Below are 24,487 nucleotides of genomic sequence, written 5' to 3' on the forward strand. Positions count from 1 at the left end.
CAGAATTCGCCGGAAGGACACAATTACCGATGAATATGTATGTCCTGTGCCGATTTCGCGTGTAACGATGAGTTGTTGAGCCCGCTTATGGGCCGGCACTCAGAACAAGCACATTCACTCACGGAGAACTGTATGAACTGGAATCACTTGGTAAAAGCAAGCGTCGGTATCGTAGCAGCAGCAGCCTGCCTGGCAGCCCAGGCGGGATCGAACGGGGTGACTGTCAGCCTGACGCCGGAAAAAGCATCGCTGAACAAGGAAGACGACGTCGTCATGCGCGTCACCATCACCAACACCTCGTCCAAGCCGCAATACGTGCTCAAATGGCACACGCCGTTTGCCGGGGTCCAGGATCACCTGTTCGACGTCACCCGCGATGGTGCGCATGTGCCGTACCAGGGCCGCCATTACAAGCGCCCCGCCCCGACCGCCAAGGATTACTACCTGCTCAAGCCAGGCGCTTCGCACACCGCCAAGGTCGAGCTGTCGGCCCTGTACGACATGAGCGTGACGGGTGACTACGCGGTGCGCTACCACGCGGCCTCGCTCAACCTGTTCAATTCCCCGCCGGATGGCAACAGCATGACCATGAGCACCGAACGCGAGATCGGCGAAATCGAATCGGCGCCGGTATCGCTGTGGATTGATGGACGGCTCGAGCGCGGCACGGTGGTGGCCGATCCGGCCGAGCTGGCATCGCGCCAGCAGTTGGCGGGAACGGCTGGCATTTCCTTCGCCAGCTGCAGCTCGGGGCAGAAAACCTCGATCAACGCGGGGGTGGCGGCGGCCAAGAACATGGCCAACAGCGGTGTCAATTACCTCAACAGCGGCCTGACCGGCACGCGCTACAAGAAATGGTTCGGCACCTACTCATCGGGGCGTTACGCGAGCGTGAAGACGCACTATGCCAACATCAAGAACGCGCTTGACACCAAGCCGATCGTGGTCGATTGCAGCTGCAAGGAATCCTACTACGCCTATGTGTACCCGACCCAGCCGTACAAGATCTACGTCTGCAACGCCTTCTGGTCGGCACCGACGTCCGGCACCGATTCCAAGGGCGGCACCCTGGTGCACGAGCTGAGCCACTTCAACGTGGTCGGCGCCACCGATGACTGGGCGTACGGCCAGTCGGCCGCCGCCAGCCTGGCGACCAGCAATCCGACCAAAGCTGTCGACAATGCCGATTCCCACGAATATTTCGGCGAAAACACCCCGTCGCTGCCATAAGCGGACGATGGAAGAAAAACAGCCTGGCCGCGCAAGCGTCCAGGCTGTTTTTTTATAGGGTGGCGGCCCGCCCACTGCTTCGGGGTCTGACCCCGGTTAAGAAAGATGTGGGACGAGCATTAAGCTTCGGGGTCTGACCCCGGTTAAGAAAGATGTGGAACGAGCATTATTGTTCCGCCGGCTGCGCCTCCTGGGTATGGGTGAAGCGCGCCGATGCCGGCTTGATCGCCACCGGATTATCCAGCTGCTGCAAACTGAGCACGTAACTTCCTGTATGGCTGAGCCGGTAGCGGTGCTTGCCTGGCAGGAAGTCATACGCGCCCGTGATGTCGATCGTGTTGCTATGCACGCCGTTCGGCTCGACCTTCACATAATCATCCGGCCCCGGCGGCGCGCGCTTGACCACCGGGCCGATGTAATTGACCGGCGCCGCACTGCCCGCCACGCTGATCTCGAACTCCGGTCCGAACAGTTGCTTGCTTGCGTAGGTGACTTTCCACAGGTAAATCGGCTGTGCCGTCTTGTTGCTCACCGTCAGGGTCACCAGCACCTTGCCCTCGCGCGATGCCAGCGCGACTTTTTCGCTCACGCCGTTCATCGGTTTATCCTTCGCATAGGCCAGCCCCAGCGCCATGAGCATCAATACGCCCGCCAGTGATCGTTTCATCGCCATGCTCCTTGTTTGGTTCGTCCCGGCTGCGGTTGCCGATCGGCGGGGCCGGGTCGCCCGCCTGTGCCATTCCCGGCCATTGTGCCTCGTTTCGCCCGGCCGGCCAGCCCGGTTGGATCAACGGGTGGGAATCTCGGTCGTGGTATCGGGCAGCGCCGACAAGATCGTCACCGCCACGCGCCGGTTGCGCGCGCGGCCTTCCGGCGTGGCGTTGGGCGCCACCGCGATGTTGGCGCCGTGCCCCACCACCGTCAGGCGCGCCGGCGCCACGCCGCTGTCGATGAACAGGCGCACCACGCTGCTCGCGCGCACCGCCGACAATTCCCAGTTGGACGGGAACAGCGCATTCCTGATCGGGGTCGGGTCGGTATGGCCTTCCACCTGCACCGCATGCGGGTCGTCCTTGAGCAGCACCGCCAGCGCGCGCAGGGCCTGGTCCGATTCCGGCGTGAGCGTGGCGTCGCCCGGGTCGAACAGCACGCTGGCATTGATCTCGACGCTCACCCCGCGGCTGTTCTGCGTCACCCGCACCTTGCCTTCCCTGACCAGCGGGGCCAGGGTCGAGGTCAGTTTCTGGGCGAGGCTGGTCAAGCGGTCCTTTTCGCGCCGCATGGCTTCGGCGCGCCGCTTGATGAGCGGGTCGGGCAGCACGATCAGCTGCGGCACATTGCTGCTGGCGACACTGGCCGTGCCCTTGTCCTTGCCGCCGAAGGCGTCGCCTAGCGACACCGAAAACACCTTGTATTTGCCTTCGTTGACAACCGAGATCGCGTACATCACGACGAAGAAGGCGAATAGCAGGGTGATGAAATCGGCATACGAAATGAGCCAGCGTTCGTGATTTTCGTGCTCGGCTTCGTATTTTTTGCGCGCCATGGCTCAGGGCCGCGAAAGCAGGCAGGCGACCCGCTCTTCGATCACGCGCGAATGGTCGCCGCTGGCGATGTCGTGAAAGACGTCGGTGAGGATTTCGTACTGCGTCACCCGTTCGGCGACGATGGTTTTCAGCTTGTTGGCGATCGGGTAGAAAAACATATTCGCCAGCCCGACCCCATACACGGTCGACACGAAGGCCACCGCGATGCCGCTGCCCAGCTTGGCCGGGTCGCTCAGGTTTTCCATCACGTGGATCAGGCCCAGCACCGCGCCCAGGATGCCGATGGTGGGCGAATAGCCGGCCGCCGATTCCCAGATTTTCACCGCTTGCCGTTCGCCGAATTCGTAGGCCGTCACTTCCATCTCCAGCAGGCTGCGCAGCTTGTCGGGGGCGATGCCATCGACCACCAGGCGCAAGCCCTTCTGCACGAATTTATCCTTGTTGACGGCCATGTACTTTTCCAGCGAGAGCAAGCCGTCGCGCCGCGCGTGCAAGCCCCACACGGCGATCTCGCGCGCCAGGCCGGCGCGCTGGCTTGGGGGCGGCGAAAACACCCAGCGCAGCATGCGCACGCCGCGCATGAAGGTCGGCGCTTCGCTTTGCAGCAGCACGGCGCCGACGGTACCGATGACGACGATGGCAAACGCCGCCGGCTGCACCAGCGAGGACAGCTTGCCGCCCTCCAGCGACTGGCCGATCACCAGGCCGGCCAGCGCCAGGAAGATCCCCGCTACGCTGGCCCGGTCCACGCCTGCTCCTTCAAGGACGCCCGCAGGCGCGCAACCGCCTGGGTGTGCAATTGCGACACGCGCGATTCCGATACCCCCATGACGGCCCCGATCTCTTTCAGGTTCAGTTCTTCTTCGTAGTACAGGCCCATGAGGATTTTTTCACGCGGCGGCAAATTGTCGATGGCGTCGATGACGGCGTGGCGGAAGTCGCCGTCGAGCAGGCTGCGCAGCGGATCGGCATCGTCCACCGCATAGCGGTCGAGGAAGCTGTCGTTGCCGCCTTCGTTGTCGTGAAAATCTTCGTAGTACACCAGCTGGTGGCCGCCGCCGTCGGTCAGCATGTCCTGGTAGTCGGCCAGGGACAGCTTGAGGCTTTTGGCGACTTCGGATTCGGTGGGCGGATGGCCGAGCTTTTGCTGCAGGGTGCTCATCGCCGTTTCGATCTTGCGCATGTTCTGGCGCATCGAGCGCGGCAGCCAGTCGCTGCTGCGCAGTTCGTCGAGCATGGCGCCGCGGATGCGCAGCACGGCATAGGTCTCGAACTGGGCGCCGTGGGTTTCCTCGTAGCGGGTGATGGCGTCGAGCAGGCCGATCATGCCGGCCTGGATCAGGTCATCCACTTCCACGCTGGGTGGCAGCTTGGCCTTCATGTGGTGGGCGAGACGCTTCACCAACGGCATGTGCTCCGTCAGTAAATGGTTCTTGTCCGCTTTCCCTTTGACGGTGTACATAGTTATCAGTATGTTTTAAGAACCAAAATGGGAAGTCCCCCCTGTCCTGCCAAGTTGCGGCATGGCTGTCAGGGCAAAGCGCCCCGCCAGCTGGCGAAATGCCACCGACGCCCCGGCCAGCGGGAACGCATCGACCACGGCCCGGCCCAAGCGCGCGGCCCGGTGCAGGTATTCGTCCGCCGGGACCGAGCCCATCGAGGTGAGCTGTACGGCAAGGTAACGACTTGCCGCAGATGACATATTATCGTATACCACCTTTGCTTCGGCTTCGGATGCGCCCGTTACCAGAATTCCGAACGGACGGCGCCCCAACTGTTGCGAAAGTCGCTTGATGAGGGCGTACGCGGCCGTGATCGAGGCGGCGCTGGTGGAGACCTGGACCACGATTTCGGCGCTGTCCATGACCGGTACCGGGAAAGTATCGTCGTCGCCGAATTCGCCGTCGACGATGACGATGCCGGTCTGCTTGACCAGCACGTCGAAGGTCTTGGCCAGGCGCCGCGCCTCGTCCGGGCCGCCGCGCGCGCGCGCCATGCTGACCACGCCGAAGCCCTGCGGCACCTGGTGGATGATCTGGTTCAGCGCGCACTGCTGGCGCGCCACTTGCAAGAGGCTGGCGCGGTCGGCCACGCCGAGGCGCTGGGCCACGCCGTATTCGCGGTCGCAGGCGTCGACGATGAGCACATCGTTGCCGGCCCGGGCCAGCGAAGCGCCCAGGTTGACCAGCATGGCGCCCTTGTCGTCTTGCGGGGTGGCCGAGAGAAAGGTGACGATGCGCGGCTTGGGGCCGGCCAGCATCCGGCGCAGGCCTTCGGCCTGGTCGAAATCGAAGTGATTAGCCAAGGGACACCTCGCGCAGGCTGCGGTCGTTGCGGGCGGTGCTGGTGTTGGCCATCAGCAGCGGCAGTTCGGCATCCGAAAACTGGGTCGCGGCGGCATCGCGCTTGAGGCGGAAGGCGCGGTCGACCAGCATGTTGCGGTCGGCCAGGTGCAAGTCTTCCGGCACGCGCTGGCCGTTCGAGACATAGAACAGGTTCAGTTTCTGGCGGATCACGACGTCGAGCACGTTGCCGATCGAGGCCGCTTCGTCGAGCTTGGTCATGATGCAGCCGGCCAGACCGCTGCCCTGGTAGGCGCGCACCACTTCGTTCAAGGTTTCGTTGGTCGAAGTCGAATTCAGGCACAGCAGGCGCTTGACGTCGGCGCCGGTCTCGGACAGCATCGCCACCTGTTCGGCCACGTTCTGGTCGCGCTGGGAGACGCCGACGGTATCGATCAGCACGGTGTGCTTGTTGCGCAATTCCTTGAGGGCGATGCGCAGGTCCGATTCATCCTTGACCGAGTGCACCATCACGCCCAGGATCTTGCCGTAGATGCGCAACTGTTCGTGGCCGCCGATACGATAGGCATCGGTGGTGATCAGGGCCAGCTTTTCCGGGCCGTGGCGCATCACGCAGCGCGCGGCCAGCTTGGCGGTGCTGGTGGTTTTACCGACGCCGGTAGGGCCGACCAGGGCGAACACGCCACCCTTTTCCAGGATTTCATCTTCGTTCGAGATGGTGCTCAGGTTGCGCGCGAGCACGGTCTTGATCCAGCGCAAGCTCTCGGCGGCATCTTTTCCGGCCGGGAGTTTTTCGATCAGGTAGCGCGCCAGGCTGGCCGAGAAACCGGCGGCCAGCATGTCGCGCAGCACGCCGGCTTTTTGCGGCTCGCGCTGCTGGGTCGTGCCCCAGGCGATCTCGGCCAGCTGGCTTTCCATCAAGCCACGCATGGCGCGGATTTCATTCATCATGCCCGACATTTCGGCGCTGGCGCTATCCTTGGCCTGTGCCATGGCTTGCTGCATCATCGACGACATCTGCGAGGCCATCATCGACATGTCGAACGCTTCCGGGGCGGCGTAGGCCGGGGCCGGCGCGGGTACGCTGCGGCGGTTGGCATAGGATTCTGGCGGGATCGACAGGGATGGGCGCGGCTGGGCCATCTCGGTTTCGTGGGCGGGCGACGAGATCGAGGCGACGTCGTCGCTGGCCAGGGCGAGGATTTCGACCACGCCGTCGACCGGACGGTTGGACAGGATGACGGCGTCGGGCCCGAGCGCTTCGCGTACTTTACGCAGCGCGTCGCGGGATGTTGCAGCCGTAAATTTTTTGACATTCATCGCCAACTCCTGGGTTCCTGCTGGGTGCGCTCACATGAGGCACTGACAGGATCCATTATTGACGATGCAGTTTGGAAATGATCGAGGGAGAAGGATGGTAAAAGGGGTTCATTTCGGAGGAGCAGCAAGATCCTCGCTCATCCCCTGCGCGGCTTGATCCGGGCCGCCAAGCGACCGCAAATGGGCTACGCGCAATGTTGAAATAAAAACATTTTCAAGCTGGCACGATGAAAGAGGTCGGCCAAGCCGACAAGCAACCCGGTGCAAGACTGGCGCCGAACGTCGCGCCATCAGGGTAACGGCAGGTCGGAAAGGGATATGGGCCGATGTTTGAGCCATGAATCAAGTAGCGTATCATACGGCTTACAGGAACACTGCTGCGACGTCAATAAAAATTCACCGTAGTCAATCACGTTGGTAGCGCTGCGCATGGCCGTCGAGATGGTCCGCTGAAGAAATGAGAGCGCAATCATGCCAAGTAAGTGACTTTTGGAGTAACAGACATGCTAAGACTTACCGATCAGGATCTGCTCAATCTGCTGGACGACACGGAATCAGACCGTGCCGAGCGCAAAGAAAGCTTCAAGGGTGACGTTCCCAAGAAAGCGCGCCAGGCCGTCTGTGCGTTTGCGAATGATTTGCCTGGACATAATCTACCGGACATCTTGTTTATCGGAGCAAAAGATAATGGCGAGCCGAGCGGTCTGGAGGTGACGGATCAGCTCTTGCTGTCACTGGCAGATATGAAAACAGATGGCAATATTTTGCCCTTGCCCGTGTTTTCGGTAGAGAAACGAATGTTAAAAGGTGCCGAACTAGCCGTGGTCACGGTCATGCCGTCCGATATGCCGCCCCACAAGTATGACGGACGCATCTGGATTCGCACCGGCCCGCGCAGTTCGCTGGCCAACGAACAGGAAGAGCGAATTCTCGTTGAAAAGCGGCGATACAAAACTTTGCCTTTCGATATCTACCCTTTGCCATCGGCGAAAATTTCAGACCTTTCACGCGTGATTTTCGAGAATGAGTATCTTCCTCAAGCCTTTGCGTCGGACATACTTGAAGCCAACGGCCGTACCTATGAGGAACGTCTCGCTTCCTGCCGCATGATCGTCGCCCCCGACGATACAACGCCCACGGTCACCGGCTTATTAGCACTGGGAAAACGTCCCCAGGATTTCTTGCCGGGCGCGCGCATTCAATTCTTGCGCATAAATGGTACGGAGCTCGCTGATCCGGTCATTGATGAAGAGGAAATAGGCGGCGGGATTGTTGAAATGCTGCGCAGGGCCGAAGACAAGCTGAAGGCGCACAATCGCAGCGCGGTGGACATTGTCTCCGCGCCGACCCATCTGGTCGACACGCCCTACCCCCAGGCTGCGATCCAGCAGGTCTTATATAACGCGATATTGCACCGGACATACGAAAGCACGAATGCCCCCACCAGAGTATATTGGTTCAATGATCGGATCGAAATAAACAGTCCCGGCGGGCCCTATGGCAACGTCACTGTGGAAAATTTCGGAAAACCCGGCATCACGGATTATAGAAACCCGAACATCGCAGACGTGCTCAGGACGTTTGGCTTCGTCCAGGCCTTTGGACGGGGTATTGCTACCGCCAGAAGAACGATGGAGCTGAACGGTAATCCGGCACCAGAATTCGAGACCACCCAAAGCGCGGTGGTCTGTGTTTTGCGAAGGAAATCATGAATACCAAGGTACTGACCTTTTTCAACAACAAGGGAGGAGTGGGCAAGACTTCCCTGATATACCACTTGGGCTGGATGTTCTCCCGCCTGGGTAAAAAGGTCGTCATCGTGGATGCGGACCCGCAGGCTACCCTGACCTCCATTTTGCTTGACGAAAATATGATGGAGATATTATGGGAAAAACAACACCCAGGGTCGACTATCTATCAATGTGTCAAACCGCTGACTGACGCTGGGGATATTGCGGAACCCATTCTTCAGCGCATCACTCCTGAGCTGCATTTGCTTCCCGGCGATATCAATCTCTCGGCTTTTGAAGAGACGCTTTCAGGAGCATGGCGCAACAGTCTGGGCGATAAGCATCTTTACCAACCGATGCACATACTCAGCGCGTTCTCGCAGGTCATGCAAATGGCGGCGGATAAAGTGCAGGCGGATATTATTCTGGTCGATATCGGGCCGAACCTCGGCGCGATCAATCGTTCAGTTCTGATCGCTACCGACTATGTCGCAATTCCTTTAGGAAACGACTTACCTTCGCTGATGAGCCTGAAAATCCTGGGGCCTACGCTTCGCAGCTGGGAGAGTTCTTGGCATGAAAGGTTGGCCAATTGGAATGCAAGCGGTGAAAATAGCATTTTTATCGATTTCAAACCGCCCGATCGCCGCATGCAGCCGATCGGCTACATGCGCCAGCAACTCAGCATGCGCCTGGACAGGCCCGTGAGCATTTACGACAGATGGGCCCAACGCATTCCGGCAGCCTATCGCGAATGTATATTAAATGAATCCGTACCTGCCGAGATGCGGCAGGACGACGATCCCAATTGCCTAGCGACAATTAAACATTACCGTAGCCTGATCCACATTGCTCACGAGCGCCGAAAACCTATTTTCAATCTCACCTCGGCCGATGGCGCGATCGGCAGCCATTTTGGCGCGGTGCAGGACGCCAAAACAGATTTCACGCAGTTGGCGGAAAAAATCGCGGAGCGAATTGGCCTGGAAATGTAAACACCGTTTTTTCGAGCGGGGCCGCGAACATGCGTTTTTTCCAGCCATCGCAAGCGGCCCCGTGACACGCCATTGCGCTTCCCGCGCCACGGTCGCACCCGAACGCTTTACTGCCCGCCCACCAAACTGGTCACATGAATCGTCTTGGTCTCCGGAATCTCATTGTGCGACAGCACCTTTAACTGCGGCAAGGCCCGGCGCAGGAAACGCGACAGCATCGCCCGCAGCGGACCCGGCACCAGCAGCACCGGCGTCAAGCCCATCTGTTCCTGCTGCGCCGCAGCCGCGCCGGCCTGCTGCGCAATCGTATCGGCCAGGCCCGGCTCGATCCCGGCGCCATCGCCATTCGTCCCCAGCGCCTGCATCAACAGCCGCTCAAGCCGGTTATCCAAGGTCATCACCGACAACTCATTGGTCCCCGGGAACAACTGCTGCACAATCGCCCGCCCCAGCGCGACCCTCACCACGGCGGTCAGGTCGGCCGGATCCTGGGTCTGCGGGGCATATTCGGCCAGGGTTTCGATCACGGTCCGCATATCACGGATGTGCACGCCTTCGACCAGCAAATTCTGCAACACTTTCTGCAAGGTCGACAGCGATACCAGCTTCGGCACCAGGTCTTCCACCAGTTTCGGCGCTTCCTTGGCCAGATGATCGAGCAGTGCCTGCACTTCGGCCCGGCCCAGCAATTCCGACGCATGCGTCGTGATCAAATGATTCAGGTGCGTTGCCACGACAGTACCGGCATCGACCACGGTATAGCCCATGCTTTGCGCCTCATCGCGCAGCCCGGCATCGATCCACACCGCCGGCAAACCAAACGCCGGATCGGTCGTCACCAGGCCCGCCAGGGTGCCGCTGGCCATGCCCGGATTGATCGCCAGAAATTGCCCGTTCATCGATTCGCCACTCCCCACTTCCACCCCCTTGAGCGTGATCCGGTAGGCCGACGGTTTCAGCTCCAGGTTGTCGCGGATGTGCACCGGCGGCGCCAGGAAACCAACTTCCTGCGCGAACTTCTTGCGTATGCCTTTGATGCGCTTGAGCAGCTCGCCGCCCTGGGTCTTGTCGACCAGCGGAATCAAACGATAGCCCACTTCCAGACCCAGCGTATCGACCGGCATGATGTCTTGCCAGCTGGCTTCTTCCTGCTCGGGCGCGGCCACCGGTGGCGGCGCTTCGACTTCCTCCGGCGGCGGGGCCTTGGCTTTCTTGTTGATCAGGTAAGCACTGCCGCCCAGCGCGCCGGCCAGCATCAGGAATACCAGATTCGGCATGCCTGGAATCAAGCCCATGCCGCCGATGATCGCGGCGGTGATGTACAGCACTTCCGGCTTGGCGAACAACTGGTTCATCAGCTGCGTACCGATGTCATGCTCGCTGGCCACGCGCGACACCACGATACCGGCCGCAGTCGAGATGATCAGCGAGGGAATCTGCGCCACCAGGCCGTCACCGATGGCCAGCAGGGTGTAGGTCTTGGCCGCTTCGCCGAAGGCCATGTCGTGCTGCAAAACACCGACCAGCAAGCCGCCGATCACATTGATCACGGTAACCATGATGCCGGCCACGGCATCGCCGCGCACATATTTCGAGGCACCGTCCATGGCGCCGTAGAACTCGGCTTCCTGGGCGACTTCGGTACGGCGGCGGCGCGCTTCGTCTTCGGCGATCAGGCCGGCGTTGAGGTCGGCATCAATCGCCATCTGTTTACCAGGCATTGCGTCCAGGGCAAAACGCGCACCCACTTCAGCGATACGGCCGGCACCTTTGGTGACGACGGTAAAGTTAATGATAGTCAGAATGATAAACACGACAATACCGACCGTGTAGTTGCCGCCAATCAGGAAGTGGCCGAATGCTTCGATCACCTTGCCGGCCGCCGCGCCACCGGTATGACCTTCAGTGAGCACGATACGGGTCGAGGCCACGTTGAGCGACAGGCGCAGCATGGTCGACACCAGCAGGATGGTCGGGAACGCCATGAAGTCGAGCGGCTTGACCGTGTACAGGCTGGTCAGCAGCACGATGACCGACAGGGCGATGTTGAAACTGAAGAACACGTCCAGCACGAAGGCCGGCAGCGGCAGGATCATCATCATCAGCAGCATGATGATGATGGCCGGCGCCGCCAGGGCGTTGCCGCCGCCTTTCATTGCACTTAACCAGGAGGGCATGTTCAGGCGGTTCATGGTGTGGCTCCGTTCTTCGGTTCAGGTTTGGCTTGCGATGCCGGGTCATGCGGGTCGAGCTCGGGTGGTACGCGCAGCCTGGTCGGCCGGTCGGGGTAAGTCCCGCCATCCTTCTTGTAGGCGCGCAGCTGGAACACATACGCCAGCACTTCGGCCACCGCCGAGTACAGCGCTTCCGGAATCTCGTCGCCGATCTCGGTGTGCTTGTGCAGCGCACGGGCCAGGGCCGGCGCTTCCAGCATGGCCACATTGTTTTCCTTGGCCAGTTCGCGGATGCGCGCCGCCACTTCATCGCTGCCCTTGGCCACCACGCGCGGCGCGCCGCGCTGGCCATCGGCGTACTTCAGCGCCACCGCATAGTGGGTCGGGTTGGTGACCACCACATCGGCGGTCGGCACGTCGGCCATCATGCGGCGCTGCGACATCTCGCGCTGCATCTGGCGGATCTTGCCCTTGATCTGGGGATTGCCGTCCGACTCTTTCGACTCCTGGATCATTTCCTGGCGCGTCATCTTGAGCTTGTTCGCGTAGTGCCAGATCTGGTACGGACCGTCGATCGCAGCCACTAGCCCCAGGCCGCCGACGATAAACAGGAACGCCGAGCCGATCAGGTCGACCATATGCGCGCTGCCGCTTCTCAAAGGCTCGACAGCCAGGCCGATCACGGCGTCTTTCTGGCTCATCACCACCATCCAGGCCACGCTGCCGACCACGATGGTCTTGGCGAGGGCCTTGAGCAGCTCGACCAGCGCGTTGGTCGAGACCATATTGCTCAGCCCGCGGATCGGGTTCAACTTGTTGAAATTAGGCATGAACGACTTGCTGCTGAACAGCCAGCCGCCGATCAGCAGGGGCGACGCCAGCGCCACCACCATGACCGCCGCCGCCAGCGGCAGGCAAGCCAGCATGACCTGGGCGATATCGCTGGCCACGCGCAGGATCATGGCGTTCGGGTCGAAGATTTGCTCGCGGCTCATGGCCAGGCCGGACACCATGGTCGCGTTCAGCTGGCGCACGATGCCGGTGCCGAAGAACCACAGGGTGCAGCCGGCCGTCATCAAGACCGTAAACGTCGCCACTTCGCGCGATCGGGGCACGTCGCCTTCTTCGCGCGCCTGCTCCAAGCGCTTGGCTGACGCGGCTTCGGTCTTTTCTGCGTCGCTTTCGTCTGACATGCCAGGCTCCCGTTAACAGATGCCATTATTCGCGACATCGCCCTGGCGCTATCCATGGAGTAAGGCGGGAAACAGGGGTCAATTCGGGTGGTGGCAGGCGAACGGAGCTCCGGGGCGGGCTCTCGTATAATCAAAAATTATCAACTTCTACACGATTGCCATGAATTCGCTGGTACCGCCCGATCCCCAAGAGCCGCTGGTTGCGGCCGACCTCAAGGAAGATGGCGACTTTTCCGACATGCTCAGCGAGCAGCGCATCCTGCTGCCGGGAGCGCAGATGCTGACGGCCTTCCTGATCATCCTGCCGTTCAATGGCGGCTTCCGCCAGATCGTGCACACGGAAAAGCTGGTTTTCCTGGCCACCTTCGTGCTGGCGCTGACCAGCCTGGTGTTGCTGAGTGCGCCAGCGATCCAGCATCGGCTGATGCGCCCTCTCAACGACCGCGCACGCTTCAAGCGCGTGGCGACGCGCCAGATCGTGGCCGGCGCGTTCACCCTGGCGGTGGCGCTGATCCTGGCGACCAACCTGGTGATGTCGGAAGTCTTCGGTACGCTGGTCGGACTGGCCGTGGCGGCGACGATCGCCACCTTCATCCTGTGCTTATGGTGGCTGTTGCCAGCCTATTTGAAGCGGATGCACGGATATTAGCGTGCGCCCCCGCTAGCGGCTCTTTTTCGCCTCGGCCTGCTTGAGCGTTTGCTCGATCGCCCCGAACACGGACTTGCCTGCGCCATCGAGCATCTCGATCCGGATCGTGTCGCCAAACAGCATGAACGGCGTGCTTGCGACGCCATCGGCGATCATCTCCAGCGCGCGCTTTTCGGCAATGCAGGAATAGCCGCGCTTGGCATCCTTGTTCGACACCGTGCCGGAACCGAGAATCGTCCCGGCGCGCGCATTGCGCGTTTTACACAAATGTGCGAGCAGTTGCGCGAAGTTGAATACCATATCCACGCCGGCATGCGGCTGGCCGACCAATTTGCCGTTCCAGGTCGAGCGCAGCGGCAGGTGCACCTTGGCATCCTGCCAGTGCTCGCCCAGCTCATCCGGCGTGACCGCCACCGGCGAAAACGACGATGCCGGCTTGGACTGCAAGAAGCCAAAGCCCTTGGCCAGCTCGGGCGGAATCAGCTTGCGCAGCGAAACGTCATTCACCAGCATCAGCAGCCGGATCTGTTGAAAGGCCTGGTCCGGCGTGCTGCCCATCGGCACGTCGCCCGTGATCACGGCCACCTCGGCCTCGAAATCGATGCCCCACTCCTCGTGCGCCAGCACGATCTCGTCCATCGGCCCGAGAAAATCATCGCTGCCGCCCTGGTACATCAGGGGATCTTCCCAGAACGAAGCCGGCATGTCGGCGTTGCGCGCCTTGCGCACCAGTTCGACGTGATTGACATACGCCGAACCGTCAGCCCACTGAAAAGCGCGCGGCAAGGGCGCCATGCAGTTGGCGGGATCGAAATCGGCACTGCGCGAAGTCCGTCCGCTGTTGAGCATCTGGTACAGATCGCCCAGCTGGGGCGAGATGAAGGCCCAGTCGTCCAGCGCCGCCTGCAGGGTCGGCGCGATGCCGTCGGCCACATGCATGGTTTTCAGGTCGCGCGACACCACCGCCAGCTGGCCGTCGCGGCTACCGTCCTTGAGTGTGGCTAATTTCATGATCTTGTTCGGCGCACGGGATCAGCCCGGCACCAGCAAGTCCAACCGGGCCTGGTCCAGATAGCACCACTCGCCTTCGGCCAGGCCGAGCGATTCCAGGGTCAGCTGGCCGATGGCGGACCGGTGCAGCGCGCTGCAATGGTTGCCGGCGGCGGCCAGCATGCGTTTGACCTGATGGTACTTGCCTTGTTCCAGCACGATTTCGAGCCGATGCTCGCCGCGCTGGACGCAGCTGAGCGCCGCCAGCGGCGCCGGCTCGTCATGCAGTTTGACGCCGGACAGAAGTTCCGCAATCAGTTCTGGCGTGACGGGGTCCTGGGTGGTGGCCTGATATATCTTGGGGATGTGGCGCTTGGGCGACGATTGGGTGTGGATAAATGGACCATCGTCCGACATCAGCAACATGCCGGTGGTGTCGTGGTCGAGCCGGCCCACCGGCTGCACGTCGCGCCAGGTGAATTGCTCCGGGAGCAATGTCAATACGCCGGGGTGGTGGCTCGGCTTGCGCGAACACTCGACATTGACCGGTTTGTGCAGCGCGATATACACATGTTCGCGGTAAACCCATTCGTCGTCGAAGATCGTCATGACCAGCCCAGCGGTGTCGATCGCGGTCTTGTAGTCGGTGTGGGGGGCGCCATTGATGACGACTTCGCCGTCTTCAATGAGGGCGCGGCAATATTTGCGTGTGCCGAAACCCTGCGATTGCAGGATGCGGTCCAGGGATAATTTACTCATGGGCGAGACTTTACCAGATGCGCCCATGACGGCATAGGAATGCGCTTAGCGCTTTGTAGGATAAAGACCCGAGTGCTGGCGAGTTAAGGAAGAGCCTTCACGCATCTTTGACACAGATCAAGAATAGCAAGAGCCCGGTTGTTAAACTGAAACTTCAGTAGGAATCGGCCTAACGCCACCTGCGAATGCTTACGGCAGCACCAGGGAAATTGAACAGGACAACATGATGAGGACCAGGATGCGCACTATTACTTCCGCCGCCACGCAATTGAACACCGCCGATTTCCTGGAATCGGCTGCCGACAATCTTCCCGACAATCCCCTGGCCCAGTCGGCGCTGGAGACCACGCGTGACGCGATCGCGCGCTGGACCGGCGGCATTCACCTGCCGCGCATGCTGGTGCCGGGCATGGTGCGCGTGTCGCCGCAGGCGCGCTGGTATGCGCAGGCCAACAATGGCTTCCAGGAATGGCTGAGCCAGGGTGGTTTCGGCCAGGGCTTCGATGGCGAGCCGGGGCAAGCCGGCAGTGCCGATTGCGCCGGCGCGCCTGCCCTCGATGTCGACTGCACCGAACGCAGGGTGGAGCGCCTGGGCACGGTCGACGCCGACAGCAGCGATGCCTGCATCGATTAATCCGGATGGACAGGCTTGCGCCTGCCCCCCTTGAGCGCGCCGGCAGGCGCCTGGCAGCGAAGGCCTCAAGTCCCCTCGCGCGTGGCCAGCACGCGGTCGATCAAACCGTATTGCGCCCCTTGGGCGGCCGACATGTAATGGTCGCGGTCCGAATCCTTGTCGATTTGCGCCAGCGTCTGTCCGGTGCGTTCGGCATAGATGGTGTTAAGGCGGTGACGCAGGTACAGCACTTCGCGCGCCTGGATCTCGATATCGGCGGCCACGCCCTGCGACCCGCCATGCGGCTGGTGCATCATCAGGCGGGCATTCGGCAAGGCGTAACGCTTGCCGCTCGCGCCGGCGGCCAGCAGGAACGAACCCATGCTGGCGGCGAAACCCGTGCACAGGGTCGACACGTCCGGCTTGATGAACTGCATCGTGTCGTAGACCGCCATGCCGGCATACACCGAGCCGCCCGGCGAATTGATATAGAGTGAAATATCCTTGTCGGGATTGTCCGATTCCAAAAACAGCAATTGGGCGACGATCAGGTTGGCCGATTGCTCGGTCACTTCCCCCACCAGGAAAATCACGCGTTCTTTCAGCAGGCGCGAGTAAATGTCGAAGGCGCGTTCGCCGCGTCCTGTCTGTTCGATCACGGTGGGCACCAAGCCTAGTCCCATAGGAAAATTCGAAGTCATATGCATTCTTTCGCGGTAGAGTTGAATCGCGGAGCCGATTCCGCCCGCTTGACGCCTGCGCCGCTGCGCCATGTGACAATAAAAAAATAGATCGCTGGCGTGTCACATCCGGGCAATGCCGGGCGTCAGGTGGTACCACACCCTCACAGGAGATTCCCGATGCCGCGCACGACCGATACCGAGGGTGCATTGTTTGAACAGCTGCGGCCGCGCCTGACCGCGATCAGCCGCCGCATCGTCGGCAGCGAAGCGCAAGCCGAGGACATCGTGCAGGACTGCTTTCTGAAATGGCAAGGCACCGATCAGGCGGCGCTGGCAACGCCGGCGGCCTGGCTGACCACTGTGGTGCGGCACCAGTCGCTCGACTGCCTGCGCGAACGCGCCCGCGATAGCGTGGCCGCGCGCGGCGCCATGAAACTGGTGCCCGAGGTGCCGCCCGCGCCGCCGGAACAGGGCTTGCTGCGGCGCGCCGAACTGGGCGAGGCGCTGGCCCGCCTGCTGGCCTGCCTGTCGCCGTCCGAGCGCCTGGCATTGATCCTGCATGAAGTGTTCGAACGCGAGCACGCCGACATTGCGGCGGCGCTCGGCACCACTACCGTGAATGCACGCCAGTACCTGGCGCGCGCACGCCGGCGCCTGCGTGAGGACGAAGCCGCAACGCCGGCCAGCGAGAAGCTCTGCCGCGAGCTGATCCGCCGCTTCCAGGCCGCGATCAACGGCCTGGACCTGCCGGCGATGCTGACCCTGCTCGGCGAGGAGCAGCCTGTGTCGGTACGCGCATCGCCCCGGATCCGCGCCGGCGCATGTGCCAACGATGCGGCCTACCGTGTCGTGCTGGCGGCTAGAAGGCAGTCCACGCGGCAATGGCGGGATCAAAAAGAATGTCGCCAACGGCGATACCCAAGCCATTTGGCCAAGCGATCGCACATCGACAAGATGGCGAAATAAACAAGGGCGGGAATAACATCGGCCAGATGGAAAACGACGGCTTTAGGCCGCCGTTCCCATGTCCCCGTGCGAGGACTTCATGCGAGGAATTGTAATTCTCTCTATGCCGCATCACGATGCGGTTAGTAGTTCATTTCAAACAATATGCTGCCAACACACGCTTTACTTTTTATATCGGCCTCCCTTGGAAAGAACTACAGGTCTAATATAGAACACCTGCCCGAACATTCAAGGAAAATATTTGCCGGCGCTGTCAACGCAACGCTGGCCGTGCCGCTGGACCCAGGGTGTTGACCATCCCCGCGCCCACCGAGGCGCCGAATTTTTTCAGCACCCGTTCCGGCAAACCTTCATGCGCCGTGTAGTCGACAATATCTTCCGCCTTGACCACATCGCGCGCTGTCGTCTCGACCGTACCGAAGCCGTCGGCCAGGCCCATCTCGACCGCCCTGGCGCCACTCCAGAACAGGCCGGAGAAGGTCTCCGGCGTCTCTTTCAGGCGCTTGCCGCGCCCGGTGCGCACCACGGAGATGAATTGCTGGTGAATTTCGTTGAGCATGGCCTGGGCATGCGCCTTGTGCTTGTCGGACTGCGGGCTGAAAGGATCGAGGAAGCCTTTGTTTTCGCCGGCCGTCAGCAAACGCCGCTCGACCCCGAGTTTGTCCATGGTGCCGGTAAAGCCGAAACCGTCCATCAATACCCCGACCGATCCGACAATGCTGGCCTTATTCACAAAGATCTTGTCGGCGGCGGCGGCAATGTAATAGCCGCCCGAGGCGCAGATTTCATCGACCACCACATACACCGGCTTGTTGGGATAGGCCTGTTTCAGGCGCAGGATCTCATCGACGATATTGCCGGCCTGGACCGGACTGCCGCCCGGGCTGTTAATGCGCAGGACCACCGCCACCGAACCGGCATCGGCAAATGCCTTGTTCAATGACGGAATCACCACATCGGCCGAGCCGCTGCCTTCCGATTCGATGCTGCCATCGATTTCAATCAGCGCGGTATGGCGCCCCAGCGTTTCCATGTCGGAACCGCTGAAATCGAAATCGAAAAACGCCCACAGCCCGAAAAATGCCAGCCCGAGGAAGGTCAGCTTGAAGAAAATCCCCCAGCGGCGCGTGGCGCGCTGTTCCCGCACCGTGGCAAAAACCAGCTTTTCCAGGGTATCGCGCTCCCAGTTGCCCGTGGTCGGTGCCGCAGCCAGCGTGGTTTCCTTGGAATCGCCGAAAGTGTTGTCGCTCATAAATCTCTTTAATTATAGGTTGCCGGTGTCGGTACTGCGCGCTCACGCCGCGGGCGGCTTGATGAACTCGTCGGGTTGCCAGTAAATCTGCCCGTCTTCCTCGCGCACGCCGATCGGACGCAGGCGGCCGCCCTTGCACGGTCCGCCCGCGCAAAAGCCGCTTTCCGGTACATAAATGGCGCCGTGGGTCGAACACATCAGGTACAGGCCGCTCGACTCGAAGAACTCGCCTTCGGCCCAGTCCAGCTCGATGGGCACGTGGGCGCAGCGGTTCAGGTAGGCGTACACCGTGCCTTTGTGGCGCACCACGAAGCCGGTGGCCTTGTCGCCGAAGGCGCGCACGCCAAAGCGCACGCCGCGCCCGCCCTCGAGCACCTGGTCGGAACCGCAGACGAGCACGCCGCCAGCCTGGTCCGCCATCATGCGTTCTCGCTCAGCCAGGTGCGCAGCTGGGCCACGCTTTCGGCTGAGTAGATGGGATTGCAGGCGCTCAGCTGCTCGTGCGGATGGGCGCCGTACTGCACGGCGATCGCGGCCGCACCGGCGTTATTCGCCATCAGCACATCATGCGTGGTGTCGCCGATCATCACGGTGCGCTTCATATCCTGGCCCAGTTCACGGGTCAGTTCCTGCAGCATGGCTGGATGGGGCTTGGAGAATGTCTCATCGGCGCAACGGGTGGCATCGAACAGCGACAGCAGGCCGACCGCGTTCAGCGAACGGTTCAGGCCAACCCGGCTCTTGCCGGTGGCTACCGCCAAAAAGTAAGCTTCCTGCGAAAGTTCGGTCAACATCTCGCGAACGCCCTTGAACAGCACCAGTTCGTGGTCTTTCGACAGAAAGTGAAAACGGTAGCGTTCGACCATGCGCGGGTAGAAAGCGGGGTCGATATTCGGCATCACGGCCTGCATCGCTTCGTGCAAGCCCAGGCCGATCACGTGCGAAGCGGCATCGTCGCGCGGGATCGGCAAGCCCAAGTCCTTGGCGGCGGCCTGGATGCACTTGACGATGGTGGACGTGCTGTCCATCAAAGTTCCATCCCAGTCGAAAACGATCAGATCAAATTGCTTACGTGCCATGTATTGCGGCCGCTTGTGGCGGCCGGCTCCTTCCAGGATTGATCAACGCGCCAAGTCTAGTGAGACTAGCGCGGTGCTGTGTTCAGCGGTTTCCCCAAGCTTACCAAGAAACGTTCGCATTCTGCTGGCAACGGTGCATTTATCGTCACGTCCTTGCCGGTTTCAGGATGGGTAAACGTAATCTGGTGCGCGTGCAGGAACATCCGCTTGAGCGCGCCGCGCGTGGCGTCGGCTTTGAGCAGGACGCGGTTTAACGCAAAATCGCCGTACTTGTCATCGCCAACGATGGGAAAGCCCGACGAAGCCAGATGAACGCGAATCTGGTGGGTACGCCCGGTTTTCAGCTCGGCTTCGAGCAGGGCGAACTTATCGAACTTGCGCAGCAGGCTGAACACGGTGTGCGATTCCATGCCGCCGGCCTGCACGCAGACGCGGCGCTCACCATCGGCCGTGGTGAACTTGTGCAGCGGCAGCTTGATGTGCTGGCGCGCGTTTTTCCAGTCGCCGTACACCATGGTGAGGTAGCGCTTGTCAGTCAGGCCGTCGCGCATCTGCTCGTGCAGATTGGTCAGGGCCGACCGTTTCTTCGCCAGCAACAACAGGCCGGACGTTTCGCGGTCGAGCCGGTGCACCAGTTCCAGGAACTTGGCATCCGGCCGGGCCGCGCGCAACTGTTCGATCACGCCGTAAGACACGCCCGAACCGCCATGCACCGCCACGCCGCAAGGCTTGTCGATGATGAGCAGGTGCGCGTCCTCGAACAGGATCGGGAACTCGGCGCCGGGCACCACGGCGGTCGATTTCTCGGCCACCCGCACCGGCGGAATGCGCACCACGTCGCCGCTTTCGAGCCGGTACAACTGGTCGATACGGCCCTTGTTGACCCTTACCTCGCCCGAGCGCAGGATGCGGTAAATATGGCTTTTCGGAACGCCCTTACAGACCCGCAACAAGTAGTTGTCGATCCGCTGTCCGGCTTCCTCTTCGGTAATTGTGACAAATTGGGCTTGAACGGGGGCCTGTGATGAAGGGGGAACAACATCGTTTTGCATCTTCATTTGCTCTGTCTTCCCAGAAATTCTCTCTAAGTCCTTCATTTTGAATATATAATCGACAGGCGGCGGTCAAACCTCTGCTGGTGTAAGAATTAAAACGATATTTTACACAGGGGCGTCTCCATCGGCCCCGCCAAATTGCAAATTCGATGGAAAAAATGTGTACGCACATCCCGGCGCGAATCAAGGTTGCACCGTTGTTGTAATCGGATAACGCGCAAGGCTGCGGAATGGATTGTTTGGAATTGTAAGGATAAGTACTGGCAAGCTGTCCCTCGGGGCCAGCTTGCCGGATGATGGCGTCGATAACGCTTGTCGTTTTCGCCCGACCCGATGTAAGCCTCATCCTGAAGGCTTGAGAAGAAGGGCTGGTGTTTAAGCCTGGTATCGAGTCTTAGTATGTTCGCTGGCTACGGTTTGGCTCAATGATTTCGCTCAGCCTGGCTTTGTCTGTGCCCCGGTCACACCGGGGCTGCTTCAGCTAAGTTGCAGGTGATGCGTGCACTCGGCATGTCGATCGACCCCACCGCGCCCTGTTGCGGCCGTAACGCTTTGCGTTGCTGCGCCGTGCGAAAAGGCATACCCACCCTCCACTTCCCTTCCCGCGTACATCCCTGTACTTTTCGCCGCCCCGCGCCCAGCGCAGAGCGGCACTAGAACGGCCCCCGGGTCGCGGAGTCAATAAAAATGAAACGCATGTTGTTTAACGCTACGCAGCAGGAAGAACTGCGCGTAGCGATTGTCGACGGTCAGAAACTGATCGACATCGATATCGAAACCGCTGGTCGCGAACAGCGCAAGTCGAATATCTACAAGGGCGTGATTACCCGGATCGAACCCTCGCTCGAAGCTTGCTTCGTCAGCTACGGCGAAGACCGCCACGGTTTCCTGCCATTCAAGGAAGTCGCCCGCACCTATTTCCGCGAAGGCGTCGATGTGCGTACCGCTTCGGTCAAGGAAGCGCTGCGCGAAGGCCAGGAAATCATGGTCCAGGTCGAAAAAGAAGAACGCGGCAACAAGGGCGCCGCCCTGACTTCCTTCGTTTCCCTGGCCGGCCGTTATCTGGTCCTGATGCCGAACAATCCGCGTGGCGGCGGCGTCTCGCGCCGGGTCGAAGGCGAAGAACGCCAGGAACTGCGCGAAACCATGGACAAGCTGGACTTGCCGCAAGGCATGTCGGTGATTGCCCGCACCGCCGGCATCGGCCGCAATGTCGAAGAACTGCAGTGGGACTTGAATTACCTGATGCAACTGTGGCGCGCGATCGAAGGCGCCGGCAAGTCGGCCAGCGGCGCCTTCCTGATCTACCAGGAATCGTCGCTCGTGATCCGCGCGATCCGCGACTACTTCCAGCCCGATATCGGCGAGATCCTGATCGATACCGACGATATCTACGAACAAGCGCACCAGTTCATGCGCCACGTGATGCCCGACATGATCCACCGGGTCAAGCGTTACAGCGACGATGTACCGCTGTTTTCGCGCTTCCAGATCGAACACCAGATTGAAACCGCGTATTCGCGCACGGTGCCATTGCCATCCGGCGGCGCGATCGTCATCGACCACACCGAAGCCCTCGTTTCCGTCGACGTCAACTCGGCCCGTGCCACGCGCGGCTCCGACATCGAAACCACCGCATTCAATACCAACTGCGAAGCCGCCGAAGAAGTAGCACGCCAGCTGCGCCTGCGCGACCTTGGCGGCCTGATCGTCATCGACTTCATCGACATGGAAGTGGCGAAGAACCAGCGCGAAGTCGAAACCCGCCTCAAAGATGCCCTGCACCATGACCGTGCACGCGTCCAGATGGGCAAGATTTCCCGTTTCGGCCTGATGGAACTGTCGCGCCAGCGCCTGCGCCCTTCGCTGTCCGAAGGCTCGCACGTGACCTGCCCGCGCTGCTCCGGCACCGGCCACATCCGCGATACCGAATCGTCCGCCCTGCAGGTGCTGCGCATCATCCAGGAAGAAGCGATGAAGGAAAATTCGGCCACCATCCACGTGCAAGTGCCCGTCGATGTTGCCGCTTTCCTGCTCAATGAAAAGCGTGGCGAAGTGCTCAAGATCGAGAACCGCCACCGCATCAGCGTGATCCTGATCCCGAACAAGCATCTGGACACGCCGCACTACAAGCTCGAACGCATCAAGCACGACGATCCGCGCCTCGAAGACAGCCAGGCCAGCTACAACCTGGCCGAAGAAGCGGAAACCGACATGGCTTACAGCAAGCGCCAGAAGGAAGAAGTCAAGCCGCGCCAGGAAGCCGTCGTCAAGACCATCACCCCGGACCAGCCTGCCCCAATGGTGGACCGCTCCGAAGTGCTCAAGCCAGTCGCCCCGCCAGTCCAGGCACCGGTACTGACCGCGCCCGAGGAAGAAGGCTTCCTGGCCAAGATCATGGGCTTCTTCTTCAAGAAGGAAGCACCCGTCATCGCCGCTCCGGCGCCAGTCGCCCCGGCCAAGCCGGCCGCTGCGCCTGCCGGCCGCGAAGACCGCAGCGGCCGTGGCCCGCGTGCCCGCACCCGTGGCGGCAAGCCGGACGGCCGTCCTGAGCGCGAGCCAGGCAAGCCAGCCGCACTGGAAGACGCGGGCAAGCCGGGCGATGCCGACAAGGCCGCCCGTCCGCCGCGCCCTCCACGTCCACCGCGCGAGCCGCGTGAGCCTCAGGTCGACGCCGCCGGCGCGCCAGTGGCAGCGCGCGCCGAACGTGGCGAGCGCGCAGAGCGTGGCGAACGTCCGGAACGTGGCGAGCGCACCGAGCGCGCACCGCGTCCACCGCGCGAACGCGCCGACTACCGCACCCCGGTAGCCGAAGCGAAAACCGATGAACTGGCCGTGGCGCCGGTCGTGGCTGACCCAGTCATGGTCAATGTCGCCGTGCCGCAAGGCGATGAAGAAGCAGCCGTGCCGAAAATGATCACCACGATCGGCCCGAACGGTGAAGAAATCGAAGTCGAAGCCGGTGGCGATGAGCCGCGCCGCCGTCGTCGTCGTGGCGGACGCAACCGCAATCGCCGCGACCGCGACCAGGCCGATGGCATGGACGGCGAAGACGGCGACGTTGTCAATGAAGCCAGCTTCACCGTCGAACCAGCGCCAGCGGATGCACCATTGTCCGTCGAGAAGACCGAAGCGCCGGTGTTCGCCGCCGCCCAGCCTGTTGTGGCCCAGCCGGTCGTTGCCGAGGCAGCAGCAGTGGAAGCTGTGCAAGCTGAAGCGGAAGCCGCACCTGAGCCCGTGTCGGAATACGTGGTAGCGCCAGCACCGGTGCAAGCTCCGGCACCGACACCAGTGGAAGCAGCAGCGCCTGCGCCAGTCGACGCTGCACCAGCAGCCCCGGCTCCGGTAATGGAAGCGGCACCGGCACCTGCCGAGCCAGCTCCAGTGGCTGAGGTAGTTGCCGCAGCACCAGTCGAAGCAGCGCCGGAAGTTGCTCCAATAGTTGCTCCAGTAGTTGCCCCGGTACGCGAAGAAATCGTGCCGGCAACGATGTTCACCCCGGCCGATCCGGTTGCGGAGGAAGCTGCGGAAGCGCTTGCCGAAGCGGCGGCTGCCGAAACAACGGCTGCTGACGCAGCTGCGCCGGTCGAAGCAGCGTCTGCGCCTGTTGCAGCACCTGCGCCCGCCCCTGTCGCGCCACCAGCGCCACTTGCACCAGCTCCAGTTGCACCAGCAGCAGTCGCACCAGCGCCAGTCGCACCAGCACCGGTTGCAGCAGCGCCAGTTGCAGCGACGCCAGTGGCCGACCTGGCCGAGATCCTCGGTTCGGCCGGCCTGACCCTGGCTGCCACCGATCCTGAAAAGCTGCGTGCAGCCCAGGAAGCGGCCGCCAGCGCAGCGCCACCGGTACGCGTGCCACGCGAGCGCAAGCCGCTGCCGCCGCAAGTCGATGAGCCGCTGGTCCAGGTGGACACCAGCCGCCAGTAATCAAGGCGCAACAAAAAAAGGG

At 61.6% G+C, this 24,487-nt stretch carries 22 protein-coding genes; 7 read left to right on the plus strand and 15 right to left on the minus strand.

The genetic code is table 11. The features are described 5' to 3' along the window. Positions 1-132: 132 nt before the first annotated feature. A complete protein-coding gene (locus PO883_RS15360) occupies positions 133-1,230 on the plus strand; it encodes a M35 family metallo-endopeptidase (protein ID WP_289310546.1) in 1,098 nt (365 codons plus the stop codon). 166 nt (positions 1,231-1,396) lie between these two features. Here PO883_RS15360 and PO883_RS15365 read toward each other — a convergent pair whose 3' ends face one another. From PO883_RS15365 to flhF, 6 genes are all read right to left on the minus strand, one after another. Continuing rightward, positions 1,397-1,897: a hypothetical protein gene (locus tag PO883_RS15365; protein WP_289310547.1), complete on the minus strand. Its 501-nt coding sequence runs from the start codon at positions 1,895-1,897 to the stop codon at positions 1,397-1,399. A gap of 120 nt (positions 1,898-2,017) precedes the next feature. After that, positions 2,018-2,776 (minus strand): flagellar motor protein MotD, encoded by a 759-nt coding sequence (gene motD / locus PO883_RS15370; protein WP_289310548.1) that lies wholly within the window; start codon positions 2,774-2,776, stop codon positions 2,018-2,020. A gap of 3 nt (positions 2,777-2,779) precedes the next feature. Next, positions 2,780-3,526, minus strand: coding sequence for a flagellar motor protein (locus PO883_RS15375; RefSeq protein ID WP_289310549.1), 747 nt, complete (start codon positions 3,524-3,526; stop codon positions 2,780-2,782). Further along, positions 3,508-4,239, minus strand: a complete 732-nt coding sequence (locus tag PO883_RS15380; RefSeq protein ID WP_167087964.1) for an RNA polymerase sigma factor FliA — start codon at positions 4,237-4,239, stop codon at positions 3,508-3,510. The genes PO883_RS15375 and PO883_RS15380 overlap by 19 nt, the downstream gene beginning before the upstream one ends. Before the next feature lie 15 nt (positions 4,240-4,254). Beyond that, a complete protein-coding gene (locus PO883_RS15385) occupies positions 4,255-5,037 on the minus strand; it encodes a MinD/ParA family protein (protein ID WP_373890070.1) in 783 nt (260 codons plus the stop codon). A 37-nt stretch (positions 5,038-5,074) separates the two neighbouring features. Continuing rightward, entirely contained in the window at positions 5,075-6,400 is a 1,326-nt protein-coding gene (flhF, locus tag PO883_RS15390; protein WP_289310551.1) for a flagellar biosynthesis protein FlhF, read from the minus strand. Positions 6,401-6,903: 503 nt separating this feature from the next. On the opposite strand from flhF, the gene PO883_RS15395 reads away from it, so the two are divergent. Together PO883_RS15395 and PO883_RS15400 are read left to right on the plus strand one after the other, a co-directional pair. Next, complete coding sequence (locus tag PO883_RS15395; protein ID WP_289310552.1) at positions 6,904-8,112, plus strand: ATP-binding protein; 1,209 nt, start codon at positions 6,904-6,906, stop codon at positions 8,110-8,112. Beyond that, positions 8,109-9,125, plus strand: a complete 1,017-nt coding sequence (locus PO883_RS15400) for a ParA family protein (RefSeq protein ID WP_289310553.1) — start codon at positions 8,109-8,111, stop codon at positions 9,123-9,125. Before PO883_RS15395 ends, PO883_RS15400 begins: the two co-directional genes overlap by 4 nt. Positions 9,126-9,232: 107 nt before the next feature. Here PO883_RS15400 and flhA read toward each other — a convergent pair whose 3' ends face one another. After that, positions 9,233-11,317 carry a flagellar biosynthesis protein FlhA gene (flhA, locus tag PO883_RS15405; protein ID WP_289310554.1) on the minus strand — a complete coding sequence of 695 codons (2,085 nt, stop codon included), beginning with the start codon at positions 11,315-11,317 and terminating at the stop codon, positions 9,233-9,235. Then, positions 11,314-12,492: a flagellar biosynthesis protein FlhB gene (flhB, locus tag PO883_RS15410; protein WP_289310555.1), complete on the minus strand. Its 1,179-nt coding sequence runs from the start codon at positions 12,490-12,492 to the stop codon at positions 11,314-11,316. The genes flhA and flhB overlap by 4 nt, the downstream gene beginning before the upstream one ends. Positions 12,493-12,652: 160 nt before the next feature. On the opposite strand from flhB, the gene PO883_RS15415 reads away from it, so the two are divergent. Beyond that, positions 12,653-13,141 (plus strand): DUF6328 family protein, encoded by a 489-nt coding sequence (locus tag PO883_RS15415; RefSeq protein ID WP_167087954.1) that lies wholly within the window; start codon positions 12,653-12,655, stop codon positions 13,139-13,141. Positions 13,142-13,153: 12 nt separating this feature from the next. Here PO883_RS15415 and PO883_RS15420 read toward each other — a convergent pair whose 3' ends face one another. Both PO883_RS15420 and PO883_RS15425 read right to left on the minus strand, forming a co-directional pair. Then, positions 13,154-14,152 (minus strand): fumarylacetoacetate hydrolase family protein, encoded by a 999-nt coding sequence (locus tag PO883_RS15420; protein ID WP_289310556.1) that lies wholly within the window; start codon positions 14,150-14,152, stop codon positions 13,154-13,156. A gap of 21 nt (positions 14,153-14,173) precedes the next feature. Continuing rightward, on the minus strand, positions 14,174-14,890 hold the full coding sequence (locus tag PO883_RS15425) for a pseudouridine synthase (protein ID WP_289310557.1): 717 nt from the start codon (positions 14,888-14,890) through the stop codon (positions 14,174-14,176). Between the two features lie 238 nt (positions 14,891-15,128). On the opposite strand from PO883_RS15425, the gene PO883_RS15430 reads away from it, so the two are divergent. Then, positions 15,129-15,524 carry a hypothetical protein gene (locus PO883_RS15430; protein WP_289310558.1) on the plus strand — a complete coding sequence of 132 codons (396 nt, stop codon included), beginning with the start codon at positions 15,129-15,131 and terminating at the stop codon, positions 15,522-15,524. Between the two features lie 65 nt (positions 15,525-15,589). Here the strand turns inward: PO883_RS15430 and clpP are convergent, their stop codons facing one another. After that, positions 15,590-16,204 (minus strand): ATP-dependent Clp endopeptidase proteolytic subunit ClpP, encoded by a 615-nt coding sequence (gene clpP / locus PO883_RS15435; protein WP_289310559.1) that lies wholly within the window; start codon positions 16,202-16,204, stop codon positions 15,590-15,592. Positions 16,205-16,363: 159 nt separating this feature from the next. On the opposite strand from clpP, the gene PO883_RS15440 reads away from it, so the two are divergent. Then, positions 16,364-17,152 carry a sigma-70 family RNA polymerase sigma factor gene (locus PO883_RS15440; RefSeq protein WP_289310560.1) on the plus strand — a complete coding sequence of 263 codons (789 nt, stop codon included), beginning with the start codon at positions 16,364-16,366 and terminating at the stop codon, positions 17,150-17,152. A gap of 253 nt (positions 17,153-17,405) precedes the next feature. On the opposite strand, the gene PO883_RS15445 is transcribed toward PO883_RS15440, so the two are convergent. From PO883_RS15445 to PO883_RS15460, 4 genes are all read right to left on the minus strand, one after another. Further along, a complete protein-coding gene (locus PO883_RS15445) occupies positions 17,406-18,404 on the minus strand; it encodes a S49 family peptidase (protein ID WP_289310561.1) in 999 nt (332 codons plus the stop codon). Positions 18,405-18,446: 42 nt separating this feature from the next. Then, positions 18,447-18,827: a Rieske 2Fe-2S domain-containing protein gene (locus PO883_RS15450; RefSeq protein WP_229423569.1), complete on the minus strand. Its 381-nt coding sequence runs from the start codon at positions 18,825-18,827 to the stop codon at positions 18,447-18,449. Continuing rightward, positions 18,824-19,483, minus strand: a complete 660-nt coding sequence (locus tag PO883_RS15455) for an HAD-IIIA family hydrolase (protein ID WP_167087941.1) — start codon at positions 19,481-19,483, stop codon at positions 18,824-18,826. Before PO883_RS15455 ends, PO883_RS15450 begins: the two co-directional genes overlap by 4 nt. Before the next feature lie 65 nt (positions 19,484-19,548). Continuing rightward, a complete protein-coding gene (locus PO883_RS15460; RefSeq protein ID WP_187363333.1) occupies positions 19,549-20,541 on the minus strand; it encodes an RluA family pseudouridine synthase in 993 nt (330 codons plus the stop codon). A 684-nt stretch (positions 20,542-21,225) separates the two neighbouring features. Between PO883_RS15460 and PO883_RS15465 the strand changes: the two genes are divergently transcribed. Further along, entirely contained in the window at positions 21,226-24,465 is a 3,240-nt protein-coding gene (locus PO883_RS15465; RefSeq protein WP_289310562.1) for an Rne/Rng family ribonuclease, read from the plus strand. The last annotated feature ends 22 nt before the right edge of the window (positions 24,466-24,487 follow it).

Source organism: Massilia sp. DJPM01 (genome assembly GCF_030348125.1).
Classification (GTDB): Bacteria; Pseudomonadota; Gammaproteobacteria; order Burkholderiales; family Burkholderiaceae_D; genus Telluria_A; species Telluria_A frigida.

Bases quoted from the DNA above. Each gene is read 5' to 3' on its own strand.
- PO883_RS15420 (WP_289310556.1), bottom strand. From the start codon at position 14,152: ATGAAATTAGCCACACTCAAGGACGGTAGCCGCGACGGCCAGCTGGCG.
- flhF (WP_289310551.1), bottom strand. From the start codon at position 6,400: ATGAATGTCAAAAAATTTACGGCTGCAACATCCCGCGACGCGCTGCGT.
- motD (WP_289310548.1), bottom strand. From the start codon at position 2,776: ATGGCGCGCAAAAAATACGAAGCCGAGCACGAAAATCACGAACGCTGG.
- PO883_RS15395 (WP_289310552.1), top strand. From the start codon at position 6,904: ATGCTAAGACTTACCGATCAGGATCTGCTCAATCTGCTGGACGACACG.
- PO883_RS15400 (WP_289310553.1), top strand. From the start codon at position 8,109: ATGAATACCAAGGTACTGACCTTTTTCAACAACAAGGGAGGAGTGGGC.
- flhB (WP_289310555.1), bottom strand. From the start codon at position 12,492: ATGTCAGACGAAAGCGACGCAGAAAAGACCGAAGCCGCGTCAGCCAAG.
- PO883_RS15365 (WP_289310547.1), bottom strand. From the start codon at position 1,897: ATGAAACGATCACTGGCGGGCGTATTGATGCTCATGGCGCTGGGGCTG.
- PO883_RS15465 (WP_289310562.1), top strand. From the start codon at position 21,226: ATGAAACGCATGTTGTTTAACGCTACGCAGCAGGAAGAACTGCGCGTA.
- PO883_RS15460 (WP_187363333.1), bottom strand. From the start codon at position 20,541: ATGAAGATGCAAAACGATGTTGTTCCCCCTTCATCACAGGCCCCCGTT.
- PO883_RS15430 (WP_289310558.1), top strand. From the start codon at position 15,129: ATGCGCACTATTACTTCCGCCGCCACGCAATTGAACACCGCCGATTTC.
- PO883_RS15385 (WP_373890070.1), bottom strand. From the start codon at position 5,037: ATGCTGGCCGGCCCCAAGCCGCGCATCGTCACCTTTCTCTCGGCCACC.
- PO883_RS15380 (WP_167087964.1), bottom strand. From the start codon at position 4,239: ATGTACACCGTCAAAGGGAAAGCGGACAAGAACCATTTACTGACGGAG.
- PO883_RS15450 (WP_229423569.1), bottom strand. From the start codon at position 18,827: ATGATGGCGGACCAGGCTGGCGGCGTGCTCGTCTGCGGTTCCGACCAG.
- PO883_RS15360 (WP_289310546.1), top strand. From the start codon at position 133: ATGAACTGGAATCACTTGGTAAAAGCAAGCGTCGGTATCGTAGCAGCA.
- PO883_RS15440 (WP_289310560.1), top strand. From the start codon at position 16,364: ATGCCGCGCACGACCGATACCGAGGGTGCATTGTTTGAACAGCTGCGG.
- flhA (WP_289310554.1), bottom strand. From the start codon at position 11,317: ATGAACCGCCTGAACATGCCCTCCTGGTTAAGTGCAATGAAAGGCGGC.
- PO883_RS15415 (WP_167087954.1), top strand. From the start codon at position 12,653: ATGAATTCGCTGGTACCGCCCGATCCCCAAGAGCCGCTGGTTGCGGCC.
- PO883_RS15455 (WP_167087941.1), bottom strand. From the start codon at position 19,483: ATGGCACGTAAGCAATTTGATCTGATCGTTTTCGACTGGGATGGAACT.
- clpP (WP_289310559.1), bottom strand. From the start codon at position 16,204: ATGACTTCGAATTTTCCTATGGGACTAGGCTTGGTGCCCACCGTGATC.
- PO883_RS15425 (WP_289310557.1), bottom strand. From the start codon at position 14,890: ATGAGTAAATTATCCCTGGACCGCATCCTGCAATCGCAGGGTTTCGGC.
- PO883_RS15445 (WP_289310561.1), bottom strand. From the start codon at position 18,404: ATGAGCGACAACACTTTCGGCGATTCCAAGGAAACCACGCTGGCTGCG.